Annotated in this window: 15 protein-coding genes; 7 read left to right on the top strand and 8 right to left on the bottom strand. The window is 46.8% G+C overall.

The genetic code is table 11. The features are described from left to right. Positions 1-26: 26 nt before the first annotated feature. From Q4Q46_RS16865 to Q4Q46_RS16885, 5 genes are all read right to left on the bottom strand, one after another. The gene (locus Q4Q46_RS16865) at positions 27-2,081 is read right to left on the bottom strand and encodes a TonB-dependent receptor domain-containing protein (protein ID WP_311906543.1); all 2,055 of its coding nucleotides are present in this window, start codon (positions 2,079-2,081) and stop codon (positions 27-29) included. Between the two features lie 165 nt (positions 2,082-2,246). Further along, on the bottom strand, positions 2,247-2,756 hold the full coding sequence (gene luxS, locus Q4Q46_RS16870) for an S-ribosylhomocysteine lyase (protein WP_006080460.1): 510 nt from the start codon (positions 2,754-2,756) through the stop codon (positions 2,247-2,249). 168 nt (positions 2,757-2,924) lie between these two features. Continuing rightward, positions 2,925-4,043, bottom strand: a complete 1,119-nt coding sequence (locus Q4Q46_RS16875) for a TRAP transporter substrate-binding protein (protein WP_311906544.1) — start codon at positions 4,041-4,043, stop codon at positions 2,925-2,927. 286 nt (positions 4,044-4,329) lie between these two features. Next, positions 4,330-4,650 (bottom strand): BolA family protein, encoded by a 321-nt coding sequence (locus Q4Q46_RS16880; RefSeq protein WP_311906545.1) that lies wholly within the window; start codon positions 4,648-4,650, stop codon positions 4,330-4,332. A gap of 170 nt (positions 4,651-4,820) precedes the next feature. After that, entirely contained in the window at positions 4,821-5,555 is a 735-nt protein-coding gene (locus tag Q4Q46_RS16885) for an alpha-ketoglutarate-dependent dioxygenase AlkB family protein (protein WP_311906546.1), read from the bottom strand. A gap of 186 nt (positions 5,556-5,741) precedes the next feature. Between Q4Q46_RS16885 and Q4Q46_RS16890 the strand changes: the two genes are divergently transcribed. Together Q4Q46_RS16890 and Q4Q46_RS16895 are read left to right on the top strand one after the other, a co-directional pair. Continuing rightward, a complete protein-coding gene (locus Q4Q46_RS16890; RefSeq protein ID WP_107403928.1) occupies positions 5,742-6,878 on the top strand; it encodes a methyltransferase in 1,137 nt (378 codons plus the stop codon). A gap of 330 nt (positions 6,879-7,208) precedes the next feature. Further along, positions 7,209-10,421: a DUF2339 domain-containing protein gene (locus tag Q4Q46_RS16895; RefSeq protein ID WP_311906547.1), complete on the top strand. Its 3,213-nt coding sequence runs from the start codon at positions 7,209-7,211 to the stop codon at positions 10,419-10,421. 120 nt (positions 10,422-10,541) lie between these two features. Here Q4Q46_RS16895 and Q4Q46_RS16900 read toward each other — a convergent pair whose 3' ends face one another. After that, positions 10,542-11,840 (bottom strand): O-acetylhomoserine aminocarboxypropyltransferase/cysteine synthase family protein, encoded by a 1,299-nt coding sequence (locus Q4Q46_RS16900; RefSeq protein ID WP_311906548.1) that lies wholly within the window; start codon positions 11,838-11,840, stop codon positions 10,542-10,544. A gap of 198 nt (positions 11,841-12,038) precedes the next feature. Next, a complete protein-coding gene (locus Q4Q46_RS16905) occupies positions 12,039-13,451 on the bottom strand; it encodes an aminotransferase-like domain-containing protein (RefSeq protein ID WP_311906549.1) in 1,413 nt (470 codons plus the stop codon). Between the two features lie 157 nt (positions 13,452-13,608). Here Q4Q46_RS16905 and Q4Q46_RS16910 point away from each other — a divergent pair, with 157 nt between their 5' ends. From Q4Q46_RS16910 to Q4Q46_RS16925, 4 genes are all read left to right on the top strand, one after another. Further along, complete coding sequence (locus Q4Q46_RS16910) at positions 13,609-14,943, top strand: cytochrome ubiquinol oxidase subunit I (RefSeq protein WP_300481039.1); 1,335 nt, start codon at positions 13,609-13,611, stop codon at positions 14,941-14,943. Positions 14,944-15,003: 60 nt separating this feature from the next. Next, positions 15,004-16,011, top strand: a complete 1,008-nt coding sequence (gene cydB / locus Q4Q46_RS16915) for a cytochrome d ubiquinol oxidase subunit II (protein WP_311906550.1) — start codon at positions 15,004-15,006, stop codon at positions 16,009-16,011. A 101-nt stretch (positions 16,012-16,112) separates the two neighbouring features. Then, positions 16,113-16,247, top strand: a complete 135-nt coding sequence (locus tag Q4Q46_RS16920) for a DUF2474 domain-containing protein (protein ID WP_006080444.1) — start codon at positions 16,113-16,115, stop codon at positions 16,245-16,247. 731 nt (positions 16,248-16,978) lie between these two features. Then, a complete protein-coding gene (locus Q4Q46_RS16925) occupies positions 16,979-17,380 on the top strand; it encodes a GreA/GreB family elongation factor (RefSeq protein ID WP_220590983.1) in 402 nt (133 codons plus the stop codon). A 751-nt stretch (positions 17,381-18,131) separates the two neighbouring features. Here the strand turns inward: Q4Q46_RS16925 and Q4Q46_RS16930 are convergent. Then, a complete protein-coding gene (locus Q4Q46_RS16930; RefSeq protein WP_006080441.1) occupies positions 18,132-18,908 on the bottom strand; it encodes an AraC family transcriptional regulator in 777 nt (258 codons plus the stop codon). Between the two features lie 350 nt (positions 18,909-19,258). Here Q4Q46_RS16930 and Q4Q46_RS16935 point away from each other — a divergent pair, with 350 nt between their 5' ends. After that, a complete protein-coding gene (locus Q4Q46_RS16935; protein WP_311906551.1) occupies positions 19,259-20,149 on the top strand; it encodes a DMT family transporter in 891 nt (296 codons plus the stop codon). Positions 20,150-20,216: the final 67 nt, after the last annotated feature.

Genomic DNA, 20,216 nt, shown 5'->3' on the forward strand with positions numbered 1-20,216 from the left:
TAAATTCAAACGAAATAAAGTTCAACTTAAAAGCGCCATTGATAACCTAAATAGCTAATACGTCCATTTTCCGATCGAATTCCGCTATTTGATGCTGTTGTGACTAATGTCTCATCTAAGAGGTTTTCTATCCGAAAATAAATCTCATGGTGACGGTTAAAATGATAATTCGCCGCTAAATCTACCCGCCATTGTGCGGCGACAGGCTGTAATTCTGCGCCGAATTGGCCCATTTCGCGCTCCGATTGATAAAAGACATTCGCGTTCAGTTCATATTCGTCATACTTCATTCCAGCACTCAACTGCAGTTGCTGCTCGGGTAACCAGGCCACCCTATCGCCAGCCACGACGCAGCCTTGGATTTCGTTGCAGCTATTGGTTTGATACTCGGCATTCGAATACTGATAATTCACAGCTAAAGGCAACTGCACACTGCCCAGAGCCCACTGATAGCCAAGATTCAGCTCAACCCCTTTGGTCAGCACATCCACGACATTGCCTTGAATCCACAAACGACTGTCGGCACATTGGGTATACGCATCACAATTGACATGCAGATTATCAAAATCTTGGACGTAGGTTTTGATGTCAGCACTAAAATGCTCGCTGGCATATTGGGCGCTGATTTGATATTGCAGCGACACTTGTGCCTCTTGCTCAAGATTCCCCGCACTCGCGGCGGTCCATGAGCGTCGAATATCCGTACTAAAGCGCCAATCTCCAGCATGATATGAAACGCCAAGTTGTGGCATCCAATCGCTGTCGGAAAAATCTGCCGCTTCGAGTCCGGCGTAGGCTAAATTGACCTTGCGATTAACATCCACTTTTTCATAGGCGAGCGCGAGTTTGAGCTGCAATCCGTCCCAATTAAACAAGGAGTCGATGGCCGAGGTGAATGCGGTCGCATCATCGGTATAAGCCAACAGCGCATTGGGTGCATCACTCACTACACTCAAGTCCTGCTGCCATAGACTCTGCTGATCGCCAAGGTGCATCTCGGCTTTATCCGTATGGTAACGGACGCTATAGCTAATTTGATGAGCGCCATACTGATTCACTGACTCAGTTTGTACCCCAAAGGAGCTAAAATCATTGTCTTGTTGTAACGAGGCGACCGCGACGCCATCGACAGTCGGCTGCCGTTCAAATGCGGCCAGCACTGCTAAACTCTGGGTATCGAGCATTTGCCCATCAAATTGATTGAGTTGATTTAATTGCTGCGAATAGGATTGATAGTAAAAGTCCGTGATGACCTTATGCCCACCACTAAGCGCAACTTGGTGTGACAGTTGATACTTATGGTGTCGCCCTTGATACTTATCTCCAGCCGTGGCCGAATACAAACTCATCGGGTCTTGTTGCCAATCGGCCTGCGTTAAGCCGAGTTGGGAGCGATAGCTATCATCATCGAGGAACTGGTAGGTAAACTCAGTCACCTGCGGACTTCGGGCACCTAATAAACTCGCAGCATTGATTTTAAATAAGATATCAGTGGTTTGACGGTCAGTATCTTGGCCATTGAGCAAGTGCTCGGCGCCGCTACCATCGCTGTAGTTAACCGCGAGTATCATGCCATACTCTTTTTGCTTAACTCCCCAATTCATATCGACACTGTAGTCTGAATCGGTATTGCCCTCGAGAGTCGCCTTACTATTCTCGGTCTGCTCAGCAACAGGTAAGGTTTGATAACTCACCACCCCAAACGCCCCTTGCCCACCAACCGCCATATTCGCCATTGGCGTGACAGTGACACTCTGTTGTTGCAGCAGATTGGGTAATAGTTGTAATTGCGGTGCAGAATAAGGCGCAGGTGAGAAATACACTCTATCTTGCAATACGGCCACGCCTTGACTCGCGCTGCGCATACTAATACTTGCTGGATTTCCGTTAAGATCTGCAGGTAAAACCGTCAAAGCCGTTAACTGGCCTAACGCTAAACTGTCAGCAGTGGAGTGGAATGTGTCATTGAGCTGATTCAGTTCAAGCATTTGACTGTGGAAATCATCGGCGAACGTTGTGTTAGAACAGGCAAGAGATACAGAAATTGCACAGAGTGATACTGTGAAGTAACGACTAGGCATACCAAGCTCCCAAAAATTTTGTTAGCGTACGGTGTTTTTGTTATTAACTTGTAAAATAGCTGAATTTGTTTGAAAAAAAAAGCGACTCTCGTCGCTTTCTCTCATTAACTTCAGGAAACTGAATTTACTGGCTAGGCACTCTTACACAAGTAAGAGTGCAAACCGTTACAGATTACCTAGAATTTCGTCGCTTAATTTCAAATCATCATTGCGATTCACACTTACGCCAGCCGCAATAATATTACGGGCGATATCTTGTGCCTGCTCTAACGAATGCATCTCATACGTACCACATTGGTATTCGTTCAGCTCAGGGATTTCAGACTGCTCAACCACTTTAAGCACATCTTCCATCGCAGCTAACCACGCATCGGCCACTTGGCGCTCAGTCGGCTCACCAATCAAACTCATATAAAAGCCGGTACGGCATCCCATTGGCGAAATATCGATGATCTCAACATTGCTACCATTTAAATGGTCACGCATAAAGCCAGCGAATAAATGCTCCAGAGTGTGAATACCACGCTCACTGAGAATATCTTTATTCGGCGCGCAAAAACGTAGATCAAATACCGTAATCGCATCGCCCTTTGGCGTGCTCATATGCTTAGCAACACGAACTGCTGGGGCATTCATTCGAGTATGATCGACGGTAAAGCTATCAAGTAATGGCATAGGGATCTCCAAATTCTCAGGGCGACATCAACGCCACTGTAACTGTCTATTTATGGCTTGCAAGCATAACACCAAATGAATTACGCCGATAACAAGATAATTTAAGATGAAATCATCTCATATAAATCAGCGATTAATGTGACAGTCAGTGCTAAAAACACCCCGCATTTAGTGTTGACGCTGTTGGCTGTAAGCATCCTCAGATATTTTATGATACTGGCGCACACCTTGCTCGTAGGCGTGATAGGCGGCGTACACTTTCCGCATCAAAGGATCTTGATTGGCTTGCTCTTCAATCACTTGTTTAGATATTTTCTCAAGTTCCAACAACACTTTCGGTGGAAACGCTTTAAGCACCACCCCTTCATCATTCACTAAGGTTTCAAGGGCGGCCACGTTACGGGTCGTGTATTCATCGAGCATATCTTGATTAATGGCTCTCGCCGCGACTTTAACTATGGCTTGTAAATCTTGAGGTAAACTCTCGAAGGCGGCTTTATTAATCAAGAATTCCATATTAGAACCCGGCTCATGCCAACCAGGGTAATAGTAGTACTTCGCCACTTTATGTAGACCGAAGGCAAGGTCGTTCAATGGCCCCACCCACTCAGCCGCATCAATCGAGCCCGTTTGTAGCGCACCATAGAGTTCACGCCCCGCCATATTCACAGGAATAGCGCCGACACGCTTTAATACTTCGCCACCCAAGCCCGGCATACGGATCTTCAATCCCTTAAAATCGGCAATCGTATTAATCGGTTTATTGAACCAGCCGCCCATTTGCATGCCCGTATTGCCACCCGCGAGGGGAATGATGCCAAAGGGGCGATACACTTCATCCCACAACGCCATGCCACCGCCGTAGTGTAGCCAGCCGTTCATTTCCTGCGCCGTCATACCAAAGGGAATCGATGAAAAAAACTGCGCCGCGGGTGCCTTGCCTTTCCAGTAGTAAGAGGCGGCATGGGCCATTTGAATTTTACCCTGACTCACACCATCAAATACGGCAAACGCTGGCATTAACTCACCCGCGCCATAAACGTGGATCTTTAACCGACCGTTAGACATGTCATTGACTAAATGGGCGAAGCGTTCTGGAGCCATACCTAAACCGGGGAAGTTTTTGGGCCAAGAGGTCGCAAGGCGCCATTCAATAGCGGGAATAGCTTGGGAGTCATCCGTTGCAGCATGGGAAACGGCTACGCTTTGCGCGTCACTGGCTGCGGGATTACAACCGCTCAGCCCCATCAGCAGCATTAAGACGAGTACACTCCCAAACTTACGCATTTTTAATACTCTCCCTGACATCAAACGAGCCTATGGTTCTAACAGACGTGAACATGCTCTCAGGACAGAGCTCCGCAATCGCATCACCCAAACCCTTAAAATAGAACATATTGTTAACACAGAAACGCCTATAGGGAAACCAGAAACTCGGGTAAGGAAACCAGAAAATGGCCTTAGTTTGACCTAAAACAAAAAGCCACTCGATGAGGAGTGGCCTTGGGATCTAAGCTAATTAACTTTGTAGAGCTGATTAATTAGTCTATTGATTAACTGCAATAATTTTTGATTAACCGCGGCAATTTGGCGTATTAGGCACTTGCGCATTCGCATCCCACTCACTTTGAGTGAAAGTGTGAATTGACAAGGCATGCACGCCATTCGCTAGCTCATGGGCTAAGTGAGTGTTAACCAATCGATGACGGGCTAAGAGGCGTAAACCATCAAACTGATCGCTCACGAGCACTACTTTGAAATGGGTTTCTGAATTCGGGGGCACATGGTGACGATTACTTTCGTTGATCACTTCTAAGTGCGTCGGCGAGAAGCCTTCGGTTAGCTTCTGCGTGATAATGTTAGCCACTGTGCCCTGCGCATGAGTATTGGACATATTCGAGTCTCAGAATGGGAAAATCCAGTGGCCGCAGAGTACTGCTTCAGGTGGAAAAGATCAAATTCACTTATTCGGTTTGCTGCTCTGCGACCACATTATATCTCACCTTATTTGGCAGGCAGTCCGCAGCCACAAACAGTTAACAGTAGGCATTTAACAACGGGCATTTAGCCATGGAAATTAACGATGAGTTGTCTAAAGGTGTAGTTCCAGCGGGGCTCTTTTATTTTCAAGCGTTTAGGTAAGCTGTGTAACCAATCGTTTTGCATGGGCCAATGCATGATCAGCAGATCGCCGCTGTGCAAACTGATGTTGTACTTGGTTTGGCTGTGTTTATGCTTAAGCACAAAATCCCGCGTGGCGCCTAAAGTAATAGACGCAATATGGCTACCATGGGCAATTTCTGGTTCATCATCGCTGTGGGCTCCCATGCAATCTTTACCATCTGCGTAGCGATTGACTAATACCCCATTGCTGGTCAATCCATAATCCCGCGTTAACTTTTCCCTCAACTTATGGGCATATTTAGGCCAAGGTAAGGCGCGGATAAACAGTCCTGAATATAAATAGTCGCAGCCCAAATCGCCAAACCACACTTGCTGGCGGGGAATCGCGTGAAACTGACCGAATACTTGGATTTCGGGGCGACTTAAGGGATAAGTCTGCGCTTCTTTCATCAGCACTGCTTGCTGCTCAGCATTAAGATAACCCCGCACTAAGGTGATTGGCGGTGTGGGTTGCTCAGTTTTTTTCGAACCTTGTTCGGCCATGCTCAAACTTAACTGCAAATCAGAATCCGACGCTGCATCAAACTCAAGCTCAAGTTCAGAAAACAAGTCAACCCTTTGGCCGCCACCTTGGTTGTTACTCTGGTCACGCTGATTATTATCTTTAGTCATCATCTTGCTTGTTCAGCACCCTCTCCTATCCGGCCGTTTACTTACCGCTTCGTCCACAGCAGGGCTGCATTTAGGACGATACATTAGGCCTATATTAGGGCTATATATTAACCCTTAATGCAGAGCCGTCGCACTGCGCCATGAAATCTGCGATAATCTGCGCCTTAATTTATTGGCGCAGTGTGGCACATGACAACACAATTTTCAGTAGCGGGTGTTGAACTCGAACTTTTACGGTATCCAGCTCAGCAGGAATCTAATCTTCAAGCTTGGGATGCCGCCGATGAACACTTACTCAAAAGCCTTATTGAGTCAGAGCAAGCCGCCGTGCCAACCGCCATTATCAACGACAGTTTCGGCGCCTTAAGCTGTGGTGTATCGAAACTGAATCCAAGTTGGCCACTGTGTGTTGAAACCGATGCCAGAACCAGCTTTTTAGGCACAGAACAAAACCATGGGCGCAATCAGTTGCCGCTGGATAATCTGCAATGGTTTACCAGCCGCGATACCTTGCCAGAAAACTTAGCCTTAGTATTGATGAAGTTGCCTAAGAACTTAAGCTACTTTACCCACCAGCTAACACGCTTATCGCAAGTGTTACCCGCTGGCACTCGTGTATTAGTGGCAGCCAAAGCCAAATCGATTAATAGCGCCTTGCTCGATGTCTTTGCTAAGCATTTAGGCCCAGCAAGCGCCAGCTTAGCATGGAAAAACACCCGAGTGATTACCTGTGTCAGCGATGGCAAACCAAGACCATTAGCGAAAGAAGTGACTTGGGCCGTACCTGAATATCAACTTGAGATCAGCAACTTAAGTAATGTGTTCGCCGCCAACAAACTAGATATTGGCGCACGCATCATGCTCGAAAATTTGCCGAAAGGGGATTTCAAGTCGATTGTCGATCTCGGCTGTGGCAATGGCGTGCTGGGATTGCGAACCGCTCAGTTATTCCCTGAAGCTGATATCCACTTTATCGACGATTCCGAAATGGCGGTCGCATCAGCCAAGGCAAACTGGGCACGTAATCAATTGCCTGCAGATAAAGGCCACTTCTATTGGGACGACTGCATGACGCATCTGCCAGAAGAAGTGCAACCGGATCTGGTGCTGTGTAATCCGCCCTTCCATCAAGGTGAAGCCATTACCGATCATATCGCGTGGCAGATGTTTTTAGACGCCCGCCGCCGCTTAAAAGACGGGGGTATTTTACATATCGTCGGCAACCGCCATCTGGCTTACCATGTGAAATTACAGCGCTTATTTAAAAACTGCACCACAGTCGCCTCCAACGGTAAATTTGTGATCCTGCAGGCGCAAAAGAAATAATTCTGCCGCTAATTCCTGCCACTAATGAGTACTTTAATCAGGGCCAGCAATGTCTGGCTCTTTGTTAAACTGCACCCGCTAACATTTTGATCTACTCCACTATCAGCACTTTGTGACACTCGCTATGGCTAGCCGAAATCCCCTGCCGCAAGTACAATCCTATTGCAAAGGTGCTTAAGTACTTAAATTCTTAAGCGCTAAATTTTTTTAAGCTATTAGTTTTTAAGCTGTTTGTTTTCTAGCAATTAGATTCTTAAGCACGAATTCTTAAGCACTAATGGTTAAACACTAAGCTTCTACAGCAATTAGGCACTTAACTAGGATTGAGATATGCCGTTAAAGGATGACGTCGCCCAACTAAAAGCTGAGCTGGCACAATTACAGTCGCTGCATTTATCGCAGCAATCTTCACTCAGCCGCCAGTTGGCAGAATTTTCAACTAAGCTCGATACCTTAAGTCAGCAAATTGCGACTGAAGACGCCTCTGACACCAGTCTTAGTATGGCGGCAGATAGTATGACAGCGGGTGCTGCATCGATTGCGGCAGTGGTTCCCGCCACCGATAACGCGCCCACATTAACCTACGCGGCACACACGCCAATCCTTGAGTCCGCTCCAGTAGCGCCAGTTCCTGCAGAACCCAACCCATGGCAGCAAAATGCTGTGCAAGGAGACCCTTGGCAAAGAAACACCAAAAATACCTCGGCAGAACAAGCTACTAAAACCGAATACCAGGCGCAGGGCCAACAACTGAGTGATGAAGTTAAATTACAGGCAAGCGTGCAAGTGGCGAGTCAATTTGATGACCTGTTATCCCAAGGATTAGCGGCCATCATGGCGCCCTTTGGCGCAATTACCGAACAAATCAAATCCTTCTACCATCATTATCAAGCTAAGGGATTGGGCCCGGTCTTCTTGATGACAGTCGCAGGGATCATCACCCTGACCTTAGGCTTTGGTTATTTACTGCAATATTCCATCAACCATTGGTTTTCAGAACTGGGCAAAGCCCTACTCGGTTTTGCCAGCGCGAACGCTATCATAGCCGGCGGGATTTTTATTCGCCAAAAACGCGCGGGCATGGCGGACTTTGGCTCAGGGATAGTTGGATTAGGCCTTATCCTTAACTTTCTCTGCGCTTACTTTATTGGGCCATATTTTGAAATCATCCCCAATAGCGCGAGTTTTATCTTACTGTTAATAATCACTCTGGCAGGTTATGGCCTATCGATGCGCTTAGATGCCAAAGTCATTGCCGTCATCGCCTTAGTCGGCGGCTCGACCGCGCCTATGATGTTGTTATCCCAAAGCTATGCACCGCTGCTGTATCTGCCTTATTTACTGCTTATTGGTGCCGGCGCCCTTGCCCAGAGTTATAAGCTAAAGTGGCCGCTATTAGTGGAAATCACCGCCCTGCTGCACATTGGCTGCATCGAAGCCTTTAGCTATTTTGTGCCATTGCCACTCACCGACTTTGGCGGCGGCAGTCTGCTGGCGCTTATCAGTATTAATGCGACCTTTTATCTCTACGGCATCACCGGCCTAATATTTCCCCAGCAGTTTGCCCATCAAGATAAACAACAAAGCAATACGCTGAGCCATCGCATACTCGCCCTGCCGATAGCATTGCTCGCCTTTGTGCTATTCGAATTAACGCAATTTACTGAGTTCGCAGGGGAAATCTTTGCGGTCAACGCGCTGATCTGTGCAGCCCTCTATTGGCAGCTAAAAAGCCGCTTAGAAAAAGCCCGCAGCGGCTTATTGTTAGTCTTTGCAGGAAGTTTTGCCGGATTTGCAGCACTGTATTTACTTAGCCATGATTTCCTCGGCTTAGTCTTACTGCTCGAAGCCTTATTACTGTTATGGATTGGCACCAAAGAAGAGCTGGTTTCAGTGCGCGCCGAAGCCTATGTATTACTGCTAATGGGATTAGGGTTAAATGCGTTTAGCGTGCTTGATAGCATGGCACTGTTAGAATCCAGCATATTAGATGCCTTGGCAATTTCAGCTTTGTCGGCCTTTGGCGTTTCGCTGATCGCACTGGCCTTAAGTTGCGCCGCCTTAGTCTTTGCCATTCGACTATTAACATTCACCCATGCGCCGCTTTCTGCGTTAGAACATCAGCTTTGCAGAATATTAAAAGAACTATTAAGCGGTTTTTATGTGGCGACAATTATCCTCGCGGCTTACCTTTTGAGCAGCGATTACTATCTCGCTATCTTGCCGCTAGTTAGCCTATTACTGCTGTACTTAAGCGCAAAGGACAAACTCGTTGTCAGCGAATTTGCCGCTTGGCTCTTGCTATTGCCACTGCTCTTTAAGGTCGTTGAAGGCATAACGCTCGCGGACAGTTTTAGCTTTAGCGCCCAGCCGCTCATGGCCAAACTGGCACGAATTGAGTTATTTACCGCCTTACTCTTGGCCCATTATTGGTATCGCCGCCACTATAAAGATGCCCTATTTGCCAAAGCCGCTTATAGCATGCAAATCTTCTGCTATTTGCTGCTGCCGCTTATTCTGCTGCCTAAAGTTATCCGCAACTATTGGGAATATACCGCTATTGCCCTCTGGCTGAGCACCTTTATGAGCCTAGGTTTTGCCTACTTTGTTAAACATAAGAGTTTGAACATTGAGGCCAAAATCCTCACTTGGCTAGCGGTTCTGATGACCGCCTCGCTATGTCTTATTCACGTTTGGCAAGGACTCGCGGCGCTGGTTATTGGAGCCCTCTTTATGGGCTTCACCCTGCTTCGTTATCGCCAATTACCCGAGACATGGCGCCCCTTGCTGCAGCTACAATGGCAACTGAGCCCTTATTACTTTGCACTGGTATTGGCCGTGATCGTTTATGGCTTTAATCATTCAGAGCTCGTCGGAATAGCCATGACAGCATTGGCCTTAAGTGGTTATTTTGCCTTGCTTATCCAAAAAAGTTTAAGCAAAAGCGCTGAAGGCCAAGCCTCACATAGCATGAAGTTAACTCTAGTAGCCCAAATCCAAGCCGCAATAAAGGAAAGCTACCATCTCGCCTACGGCCTAACGTTAGGCTTAGCCCTGTTGCCCATCATGTTGCATTTTGAGATCACGCTTGGGCTTAATCGTGATAATGCCTCGTTTGTGTTAATCGAGTTTTTATCACTAGCACTACTAGCAAGGCTTATCTTGCAGCACGGCGCAGCAATACGCTTGCATAGACGTATCTTGCCATTACAAGGACTTAAGTGGGGTTGGCATCTGTTACTCGCCTTGAGTTACTTCATGTGGAGTTATAGTTTTGATAGCATGATTGCCGCCCCACTCAGCGCGATTTTATTGGTTATCCATGGCAGTGTGTTGATGTTTATCAGCTTAAAACCACAAAATGCCGATATGATCCGCCTCGCCGCAGGGCTATTTATCCTATCGACGCTCAAGGTGCTATTACTGGATATGGCGTCCTTCGAGCTAGTGCAAAAGGTCATTGCCTTTATGCTGATCGGGGTTATTTTACTTACCGTTTCTTACTTCTACCAGAAGGCTAGAAATCGATTGCAGCAAGATTAACATCGTTTTAAAAGCACTAAAAAAGCCGCCATCGAATTAAATCAATGGCGGCTTTTTACTGTTAACGATTTAATAAATCGATGGGGTATCAGCTATTCGACATGGGCTATTCGATAAGAACTACTTGCTCACCAGTGCCTTATCGAGCGCCTGCGCCACATCATTAATGATGTCGTCGATATGCTCAATCCCAACCGAGATACGGATAAGATCTTCTGACACGCCCGCCCTTGCCAGTTCATCGGCATCGAGCTGTCTGTGCGTGGTACTCGCAGGGTGACAGGCCAAGGATTTCGCATCGCCGATGTTCACTAAACGCAGGATCATCTGCAGCGCATCGATAAAACGTCCACCGGCAATTTTACCCTCTTCAGGCGTGGTCGCTTTAATCCCAAAGCTAATGATCCCAGAAGCTTTTCCGCCAGTGATCTTGTGGCAATTATCCTGATAAGGGCTGCTCGGCAAGGCGCCGTAATTCACCCAACTCACCGCCGGATGCAACACCAAATATTCGGCTAATGCTAGCGCGTTCGAGCAATGGCGCTCCATTCTAAGGCTTAAGGTTTCAAGGCCTTGCAACAGTAAGAATGCGCTGTGCGGTGAAAGCGCGGCGCCAGTATTACGCAGCGGTACCACTCGGCAACGACCAATAAACGCCGCAGGGCCAAAGGCTTCGGTATAAACCACGCCATGGTAAGAAGGATCGGCTTGGTTAAGTAAGGCAAATCTTTCTTTATTGGCCACCCAATCGAACTTGCCAGAATCGATAATCACCCCGCCAATGGTCGTGCCATGGCCACCAATATATTTGGTTAAAGAATGAATAACGATATCGGCGCCGTGCTCAAACGGGCGACATAATACTGGGGTTGCGACCGTATTATCGACAATTAAAGGCACACCATGCTTATGGGCAATCTCGGCTAAACGTTGTAAATCAACAATATTGCCCGCGGGATTACCAATCGATTCGCAGAACAAGGCCTTAGTTTTGTCGTCGATCAGCTCATCGAGGCCTTCAAAATCATCGAAGGCCGCCATACGCACTTCAACGCCTTGGCGCGGCAGCGTATGGGCAAACAAATTGTAAGTGCCGCCATAGAGCTGACTGGTGCTGACAATATTATCGCCAACTTGAGTCAGGGCTTGAATCGCATAGGTAATCGCCGCCATACCCGATGCCACGGCCAGCGCACCTATGCCGCCTTCAATGGCTGCCAGACGTTGCTCTAGCACGCTAGTGGTGGGATTCATGATCCGCGTATAAATGTTACCTGCGACTTTTAAGTCAAATAAATCAGCACCATGCTGGGTATCATCGAAGGTATAAGAGGTGGTTTGATAGATAGGTACCGCGGCCGCTTTTGTGGTCACTTCTGACTCATAACCGTAGTGTAATGCCAGTGATTCAAGCTTCATTTTGCCTTCCTTCAACAGAGTGCTGTCCTTGTTCGAACCCAAAGGATTGCACAAGATTTGTGCATGTTCAACAAGCTAACAGATAGACATCTGGAAGTCTAAAACTTTTTTTATTCCAGCATTTAACTTCTGACACCATACCTCAAACAACAAAGCGGGCTAACATAACAGGCTCACTTAACGAGCTAGCATAATGAGCTAGTGCGAATAGTTACGGATAAGTTCGGCCAGCACTACAACAGCAGAGACTATCTCTGGCGAGCACTCGTATGAGGCATTCAAGCGCATAAAATGGCGGAACTCGACCTGATTACTAAAGAGATTGCCGGGAGCTACACTGATCCCGCGCGCTATCGCCTCAGAATAAATTTGTGTCGCATCCATGTGTGCTGGCAGCGCTAACCAAAGAAAATAGCCGCCTTGTGCAAAGTTAACCCCCACAGACTCGGGCAGATGCGCGCGTAGTAGTTGGTACATGGCCAATTTGCGATCGGCTAACTTTTTACGTAACTGCTTCAAATGGCGCTCATATTGTGCCGACTGAATAAAATCGGCAATGGCAAGCTGCATGGGCGCGCTGGTCGATAACGTCGACATTAACTGTAATCGTTGTAACTGAGGTGCATAGCGCCCCGCCGCCACCCAGCCGACACGATAACCTGCAATCAAAGACTTAGAAAATGAGCCGCAGTGCAACACTCGTCCTTCGGTATCGAAGGCTTTTACTGGCCTTGGCGCGCTAGCGTCGACATAAAGCTCTTGATAAACATCATCCTCAATTAAACTGACCTTATGCTCATTTAGTAACTGATAAAGCGCCTGTTTTTTAGTATCTGACAAGCTGCAACCTAAGGGGTTTTGATGTTGGCTCATCAGCCAGCAGGCTTTTACTGGGTAAGTTTTTAACACTTCCGCTAGCGCCTCGAGATCAATCCCCTGTTGTGGATCGGTCGCGACCGCAATCGCCTTAAGCTTAAGCCGCTCAATGGCTTGCATCGCGCCATAAAAGGTCGGGGATTCAATGACTACCCAATCCCCCGCTTGAGTTAGGGTCGATAAACTCAAGTTCAGCGCCTCCATGGCGCCCGAGGTAATGATGATTTCATCGGGTGAAATGCTCATGCCCAATTTGGCATAACGTTGGGAAATCGCCTTACGCAGCCCCGCATTGCCTGGCGGTAAATTATCGGCAGCAAAAGACGGTGACATGTGCCGAGTAACCTTGACTAACGAGCGCGCCAGCGCTTGCTGCGGGAATAAACTGGGATCGGGAAAACCTGAGCCAAAGGGCACTATGCCCGCCTGTTTTGACGCCTGTAAAACAGAGAAGACGAACTCGTTAATATCCACTTTATCAGAGAGATAAATCTGCCGCTGACGGTCGGGATAGCGAAAGGTTTCTGGCTGCGGCGCTACTAAATAACCCGATTTTGCCTGCGCGGTAATCACACCTTGGCTTTCCAATAGCTGATAGGCATTAAGCACTGTCATCAAACTCAAACCCGAATCGGCCACAGTTTGGCGCAGCGACGGCAACTTGTCCCCCGCCTGCCAGACGCCTTGGGCTATTCGTGTCTTTAATTCCTGCGCTAACTGCTCGTACTTCGCCATCTGTTATAGCTCAATCAATATATTCTGTGTCTGTTATAGCCAGCTTATCCCATGCTCTAATGGCACACAAGCTTTCACCGCTGGGCCAATATTAGGTTCAGTGGACACTGCATTAATGAATGCCTTTGTAACGAGACTCTTATCTCTCGAGGAAATTATGTTTGATTTTGATGCCACTGTACTTGCTAGGATCCAATTCGCTTTTACTATCTCTTTTCACATTATTTTCCCCGCCATCACTATCGGCCTCGCCACTTATTTAGCGGTATTAGAAGGCTTATGGCTGAAAACGGCGAATCAGGTGTACCAACAACTCTATCTATTTTGGTCGAAGATTTTTGCCATTAACTTCGGCATGGGCGTGGTCTCTGGCATTGTTATGGCCTACCAATTTGGTACCCATTGGAGCGCATTTTCTGCCTTCGCGGGCAGCGTAACTGGGCCGCTACTCACCTATGAAGTGCTTACCGCCTTCTTCCTCGAAGCGGGTTTTCTGGGGGTCATGCTATTTGGTCAGCAGAAGGTCGGCAAAAACCTGCATTTCTTCGCCACTTGTATGGTCGCCACGGGCACGATTATCTCGACCTTCTGGATCTTAGCTTCAAACAGTTGGATGCAGACGCCCCAAGGTTTTGAAATCGTGAACAATCGCGTCATTCCAGTGGATTGGTTTCAGATAGTGTTTAACCCTTCATTTCCCTATCGTTTAGCCCATATGACAGTGGCGGCGTTTATTTCGTCGGCTTTCTTTGTGGGCGCATCGGCGGCTTGGCATTTACTCAAAGGTAACGACACGCCAGCAATCCGTAAGATGTTGTCTATGGCGATGTGGATGGCGTTAATCGTCGCGCCGCTGCAAGCTGTGATTGGTGACTTCCATGGTTTAAATACCCTTGAATATCAGCCTGTAAAAGTCGCCGCGATGGAAGGCCATTGGCGTAATGAGGGCGATAAACCCACTCCATTAGTCTTATTTGCCATTCCTGATATGGACGCAGAGAAAAACCACTTCAGCCTTGAAATCCCAGGGCTGGCTAGCCTGATTTTAAAGCACGATTTAAACAAACAAGTGCCAGCCTTGACTGAGTATCCCGCCGAGGACAGACCCAATGTGTTGTTAGTGTTTTGGAGTTTTAGAGTCATGGTCGGCTTAGGCCTATTGATGATTTTTGCCGGACTGTGGAGCGCTTATCTCAGACGCAAAGACAAACTCTACAGCAATAAACACTTTCTGCGTTTTGTCTTGCTGCTCGGCCCCGCAGGACTGCTCGCGACACTAGCTGGCTGGTTTACGACCGAGCTTGGCCGCCAACCTTGGGTGATCCAAGGATTGATGCGCACTCAGGATGCCGTGTCTTCCCACAGCGTTACCCACCTGAGTATCAGCCTAGGAATTTTCATCGTCAGTTACTGCGGCATCTTCGGCGTGGGTTATAGCTATATGATGCGACTCATCCGCAAAGGGCCAGATATCGCGGCGACAAGCCATTAATTTTAAAGTCAATAAATCTAGTTTTACTTATTTAATCTTAAACATATTTAAGGGCTCACCATGGAATTCGATTTACCCTTGATTTGGTTCGGGATCATCATTTTTGCCACCTTGATGTATATCGTGATGGATGGCTTTGATCTCGGCATCGGCATACTGTTTCCCTTTATTCACGACGAGGACGACAGGGACATTATGGTCAATACCGTTGCCCCCGTTTGGGATGGTAATGAAACCTGGTTAGTGCTCGGCGGCGCCAGCCTGCTCGGTGCCTTTCCCCTCGCCTACGCCATAGTGCTCGAAGCGCTGACCATACCGCTGCTTATTATGTTGCTGGCACTGATATTTCGCGGCGTGGCGTTTGAGTTTAGATTTAAGTCGGACGCAGAAGCTAAACCATTCTGGGATAAAGCGTTTATGTTCGGCTCTATCACTGCCACCTTTTCACAGGGCGTAGTACTGGGGGCGTTTATCTCAGGTATTTCGGTGAGTAACCAACAATTTAGTGGCGGAAGTTTCGATTGGTTATCGCCCTTTTCACTCTTCTGTGGATTTGGCCTTATGCTGGCCTATGCGCTACTCGGCGCGACTTGGCTGGTGAAAAAATGCCAAGGCGAGCTTAAAACGACCATGCAACAACTCGGCAGAGCACTGACCTTATGCCTACTTATGACCATAGGCTTAGTCAGTTTATGGACGCCTTTTGTGCAGCCCAATATTGCCCTGCGCTGGTTTAGTTTACCGAATTTATTCTACTTTGCCCCAGTGCCCATACTGGTATTAGCCTGCGGCTGGGCCTTGATGAAATCTTTGCGCCGCGATGATAACTATCAGCCATTCCTGCTCACCTTATGCCTGGTTTTTTTAGGTTTTAGTGGGCTCGGGATCAGTATCTGGCCACACATTATTCCGCCCAATATCAGCCTTTGGCAGGCGGCAGCGCCCGATAGCAGCTTAAGCTTTATGCTCGTCGGCGCGCTGATGATCATCCCGCTGATTTTGGTTTACACCTTTTGGAGCTACTACGTGTTCCGCGGCAAAGTCACTAAAGATACAGGCTATCACTAGCCATGACTCAGGTACAAGAGGCTTCCCAAAACGCGACCTAAGCTAATTTGGCTTAGGTCGCTAATTCACTTTAGATAACTTTACACATGCTGGAGATAAACATGACGACCCCAACTAAATCCCTCAGCTATCGACTCGGCTGGTTAGTGCTCATTTGGTGCACGAGCGTCAGTTGCCTGTTCCTCGTCTCCATGTGCATTAAAATACTATTAAAAGGCGCGGGATTAACCACCTAAGCGGATACCCGATATTTACCATTTAAACGCACACATTAAGGCTTAATTCAGTTAGCTTGCATAGCATAGCGTTAAAATATACTTAAGTATTATAATCACCGAGCTAAGGGATTATTCGAATGTACATTATTGAATGAGTACTTTATTTGAATGAGCAACTTTAGTGAATTAGTGCGCTATTTACTTAATGGGTATTTCATCGCTAACCCCATCAGTGCTCGATTTATTTTACGCGTGCTAGGATTAAATTGACTAAGATTGGCATCAACACCAACAAAGTTAATTTAGTGTTAAATACATATTTCTGTAGATAAGTATATTCAGCAATATAAACCTGGTTGGGCTTGCATTATTTTTTCACTTGGCCTATGGTATCAACCAAGTAAACATGGCTTATTTAATTAGCACTTTACTTAGTTAGCACTTTACATTATTTGCCATATTGAGCGCTTAAAAAAGCAACCCATAACACACACTTTTTGACTGGAGATGTAAAACTATGTTTAGCACTGCATTTTCATCACTATTTCCCCATGTATTAGCGAGCACACTTAGTTTAACCTGCTGCTTGGCTAAATCATTCCGCTTCTCACTCAAATTCCCAGTCTAAGCCGAGCGTCACTCGCGCTCGGCAAAACTTTAATACTCTTGTTAAATAAGCACTGAATCCAGTTATTCCTCTTTTTTAAATTCTTTGCTTGCACTTTTACTTGGTTATTTCAGAGGCGGAAATGGCATATTCCTTTTTTAGCGGTTTATTTCAGAATTTTATACTAAAAACCGAAACCTATTATTTACAGAACAGTTTTAATGCCTCCCTGCGCCCAACTGCTTTGGCAGGCGTGATTAGCAAACTTGAGCAGCTCAAGCATGATGTGGCGAGTGATAAAGTGACTGTGGGGCGGGAGATCGGCTTAGTTAATCTGCAGGATCAACAGGAGTATCAAATTGAGCTCGTGTATCCACCAAAGCATAAACCCAGTGCAGGACGCTTCTCTGTTATATCCGATTTAGGCGTAAGCTTGCTTGGGCGATCTAAGGGCGAGTTGGCTGAAGTGAGTATTTTAGGCAAGCCAGTGCTGTTTATGATTAAAGATGTCAGTCTAGCGAAAAAACCTAAAAAAGCTAAGTAGCCAGCTGATTTAAGCAGCGTTATTTCTAATGGCTTTTAGTGATTTATGTTGACTGAATCTACTCAAGTGTTAAGCCGTTTTAGATGACGTAATTAAAGATATAGTGTGTTCTACTCCGTGACAACATACTTCAACTCGCTATTAGCGGCGGCTTCTAGCGGTACTTTCAACATAATAGGATAAGAAGGAATGTTATTTTGAAGTCATTAACTGGCCGCGTTATTTATTAAAGACAGGCATTAAATTAATTTAACACTGAAATTAACGCCTTTTGCCACTATTTACACTAAGTCATGGCAGCGCTTTAAGGTAAAACAGCAAAGGGGTTAAGAGGTTTAGGTTCGGCACCTCATCGTTAAATTACGTTTTATGTGTCCTTTATAAATTAACCGACTCAATTTAAGCCTGAAATAAAAATTGAGCCCAACTATCGGAACCGAATTGCGGCGCGGAACCGGATAGTGACCTTCACTTTGGAGTCTATATCTATGAGTAAAGAAAAAAACAAAAAACCGCCAATGAAAACCTTAAAAGAGAAGCGTCAGGATAAACGGAACCGCCAAAAAGCATCCGACTAATTTATCCACCAATGTAAAAACCCTTAAATCCTCTCTTTAAATAGGCCGAAAATAGGGTGCTAAATGCTTTGGCACCCTATTTTATTTCTCGGTTTTATCCGCTTATCGCCTCACAACATCCGCTAGCGTTCGAATTAATAAGAGGTCATTTTTCAACATAAGTCTATGCGCCATCACAATCGACGGCGATACTGCTCCGGCGAGCACTGGGCATACTTTTTAAACATCACAATATAAGGTGAGGTTTGGTTATAGCCGAGCGTTAATGCCACCTCTTTAATAGCTAGCCCCTGACGCAGCAATTGTAATGAATAGATAAACTTATGCCTTTGCCTTAACTCGGTAAAACTCATCCCCAGCGCCTCTTGGCAACGACGGGCTAAGGTACGCTCTGTGGTATGTAATTCATTGGCCCAAGATTTAAAGGTCTTAGGACTCGCAGGGTCGGCTTCGAGTGCCAGCAACAACGGCTGTAACAGTTTATCTGAGACTGTGGGCAAAAATTGCGGCAGAGCTTGGCCGATAGTGAGCTGATCGAGCAAAACCTCAACAAGCCGTTTATCCGCTGCCGAGTTTGCCACTCTAACTTGCCGCTCCCGCAGATCGTTTACGATTGATTGGGCAATAGGAGTCACAGCTAACAAACAAGTCTCTAGGGGAAACGCCGCAGCCCGCTCGGCAACGATATTCATCGAACAATAATGGATGCTACGCCGAGTGAAACTTTCATGCTCTATCCCCGCAGGCACCCAAATTGCATATTGCGACGGAGATAAAAACCGTTGCCCTGCAGCATGTAACTCCATGATGCCACCGCTGATTAACTGCAGTTGTCCCCAAACATGTTGATGTTTTGGCGTTACCGTATTTGGCAAGAAAGCTTCATAGTTAAAGAAAATATCCGCAACTGGCTCTTGCTCTGCCGTAAGGGGATGATAAACCGTACGCATTTGTCTGTCCTTAAAGCCTTCTAGCTCAATACACTCTCTGATTCAATAGCACTCAACTGGTTAATAGCACTCAAGCAATCCAGATTTAATCGCACTGGTTTAATCGCGCTCAAGCGATTTTTCCATCCCATAGCACTCTGTCCGCCGAGGAACTGACCTTGTCTGATAAGCGATATCTATATCATAACCGACCATGGATAATTGCCTGCAATGATTATCTGGATGTATAAGTAATACGTAGTAAGCAGAGTCTCTCGTTCTGAGTTACTCAGTTTTAGCCATGTAGACTCAGTCGCTTATGCCTATTCACTCATGTCCAGCCACGTAAACCAGTATCGAAAGGCAAAATCATGTTGTATTTGTTTCCCCTATTAGCCGTTTTCATTTGGGCGGGTAACTCGATAGTTAATAAACTCTCATTTGGGATTATCGATCCTGAAGCCATAGCGTTTTACCGTTGGTTTTTTGCAATGTTGCTATTAACGCCCTTTGTCGCGGGTCGCGTGTGGCAAAAGCGCCGAGTGATCTTGCCACTGTTACCTAAGTTCGCGACTTTGGCCATGCTAGGTATGGTGCTCAACCAGAGTCTGGCCTATTTTGCCGCGGCCACCACCACGGCGACGAATATGGCATTGATCACCTCACTCGTGCCTATGATCAGCCTGTTTTTAGCCGTTCCCTTACTCAAACAGAAGCTGTCGCCGTTAGCCTTTGGTGGCACACTGATCTCGCTCGTTGGCTTAATTTTTATGTTAAGCCACGGCGATATGATGAATCTTGCCATCGGCGTCACCCAAGGTGACTTGTTATTGCTGTTCAGCGCCTTTGTGTATGCACTCTATGGTGTATTACTAAAACGCTGGCAATTACCACTGCCCACTTGGGAATCGGTTTATATTCAAGGACTCATAGCCGTATTCATGCTGACACCACTGCTGTTCAGTAGCCCGAGTATGGCGATCAGCACGCAATCGGCACCACTAATACTGTATGCGGCAATTGCGGCCTCGCTGCTCGCGCCGTGGGCTTGGATCAATGGCATAAGCAAACTCGGCGCCGATCGCACCAGCGTGTTCTTTAATTTAATGCCGATTATTGCGGCGATACTGGCGGCCATTATCCTAGATGAAACCTTGGCCATTTATCATTACATTGGCGGCTCTATGGTCATTATTGGCGTCATGCTAGTGCAGATAAAACCTAAGCCAAAAGCCATCCCCACCTTCGCTTGCCCCGAATAATTTAAGCTAAACACCTAAGCCCTGGCTGCACAGTCGGGGCTATTCATCTTCTTTCTATGGGCACAAA

The sequence above is a fragment of the Shewanella vaxholmensis genome (assembly GCF_031932135.1).
GTDB classification, from domain to species: domain Bacteria; phylum Pseudomonadota; class Gammaproteobacteria; order Enterobacterales; family Shewanellaceae; genus Shewanella; species Shewanella hafniensis.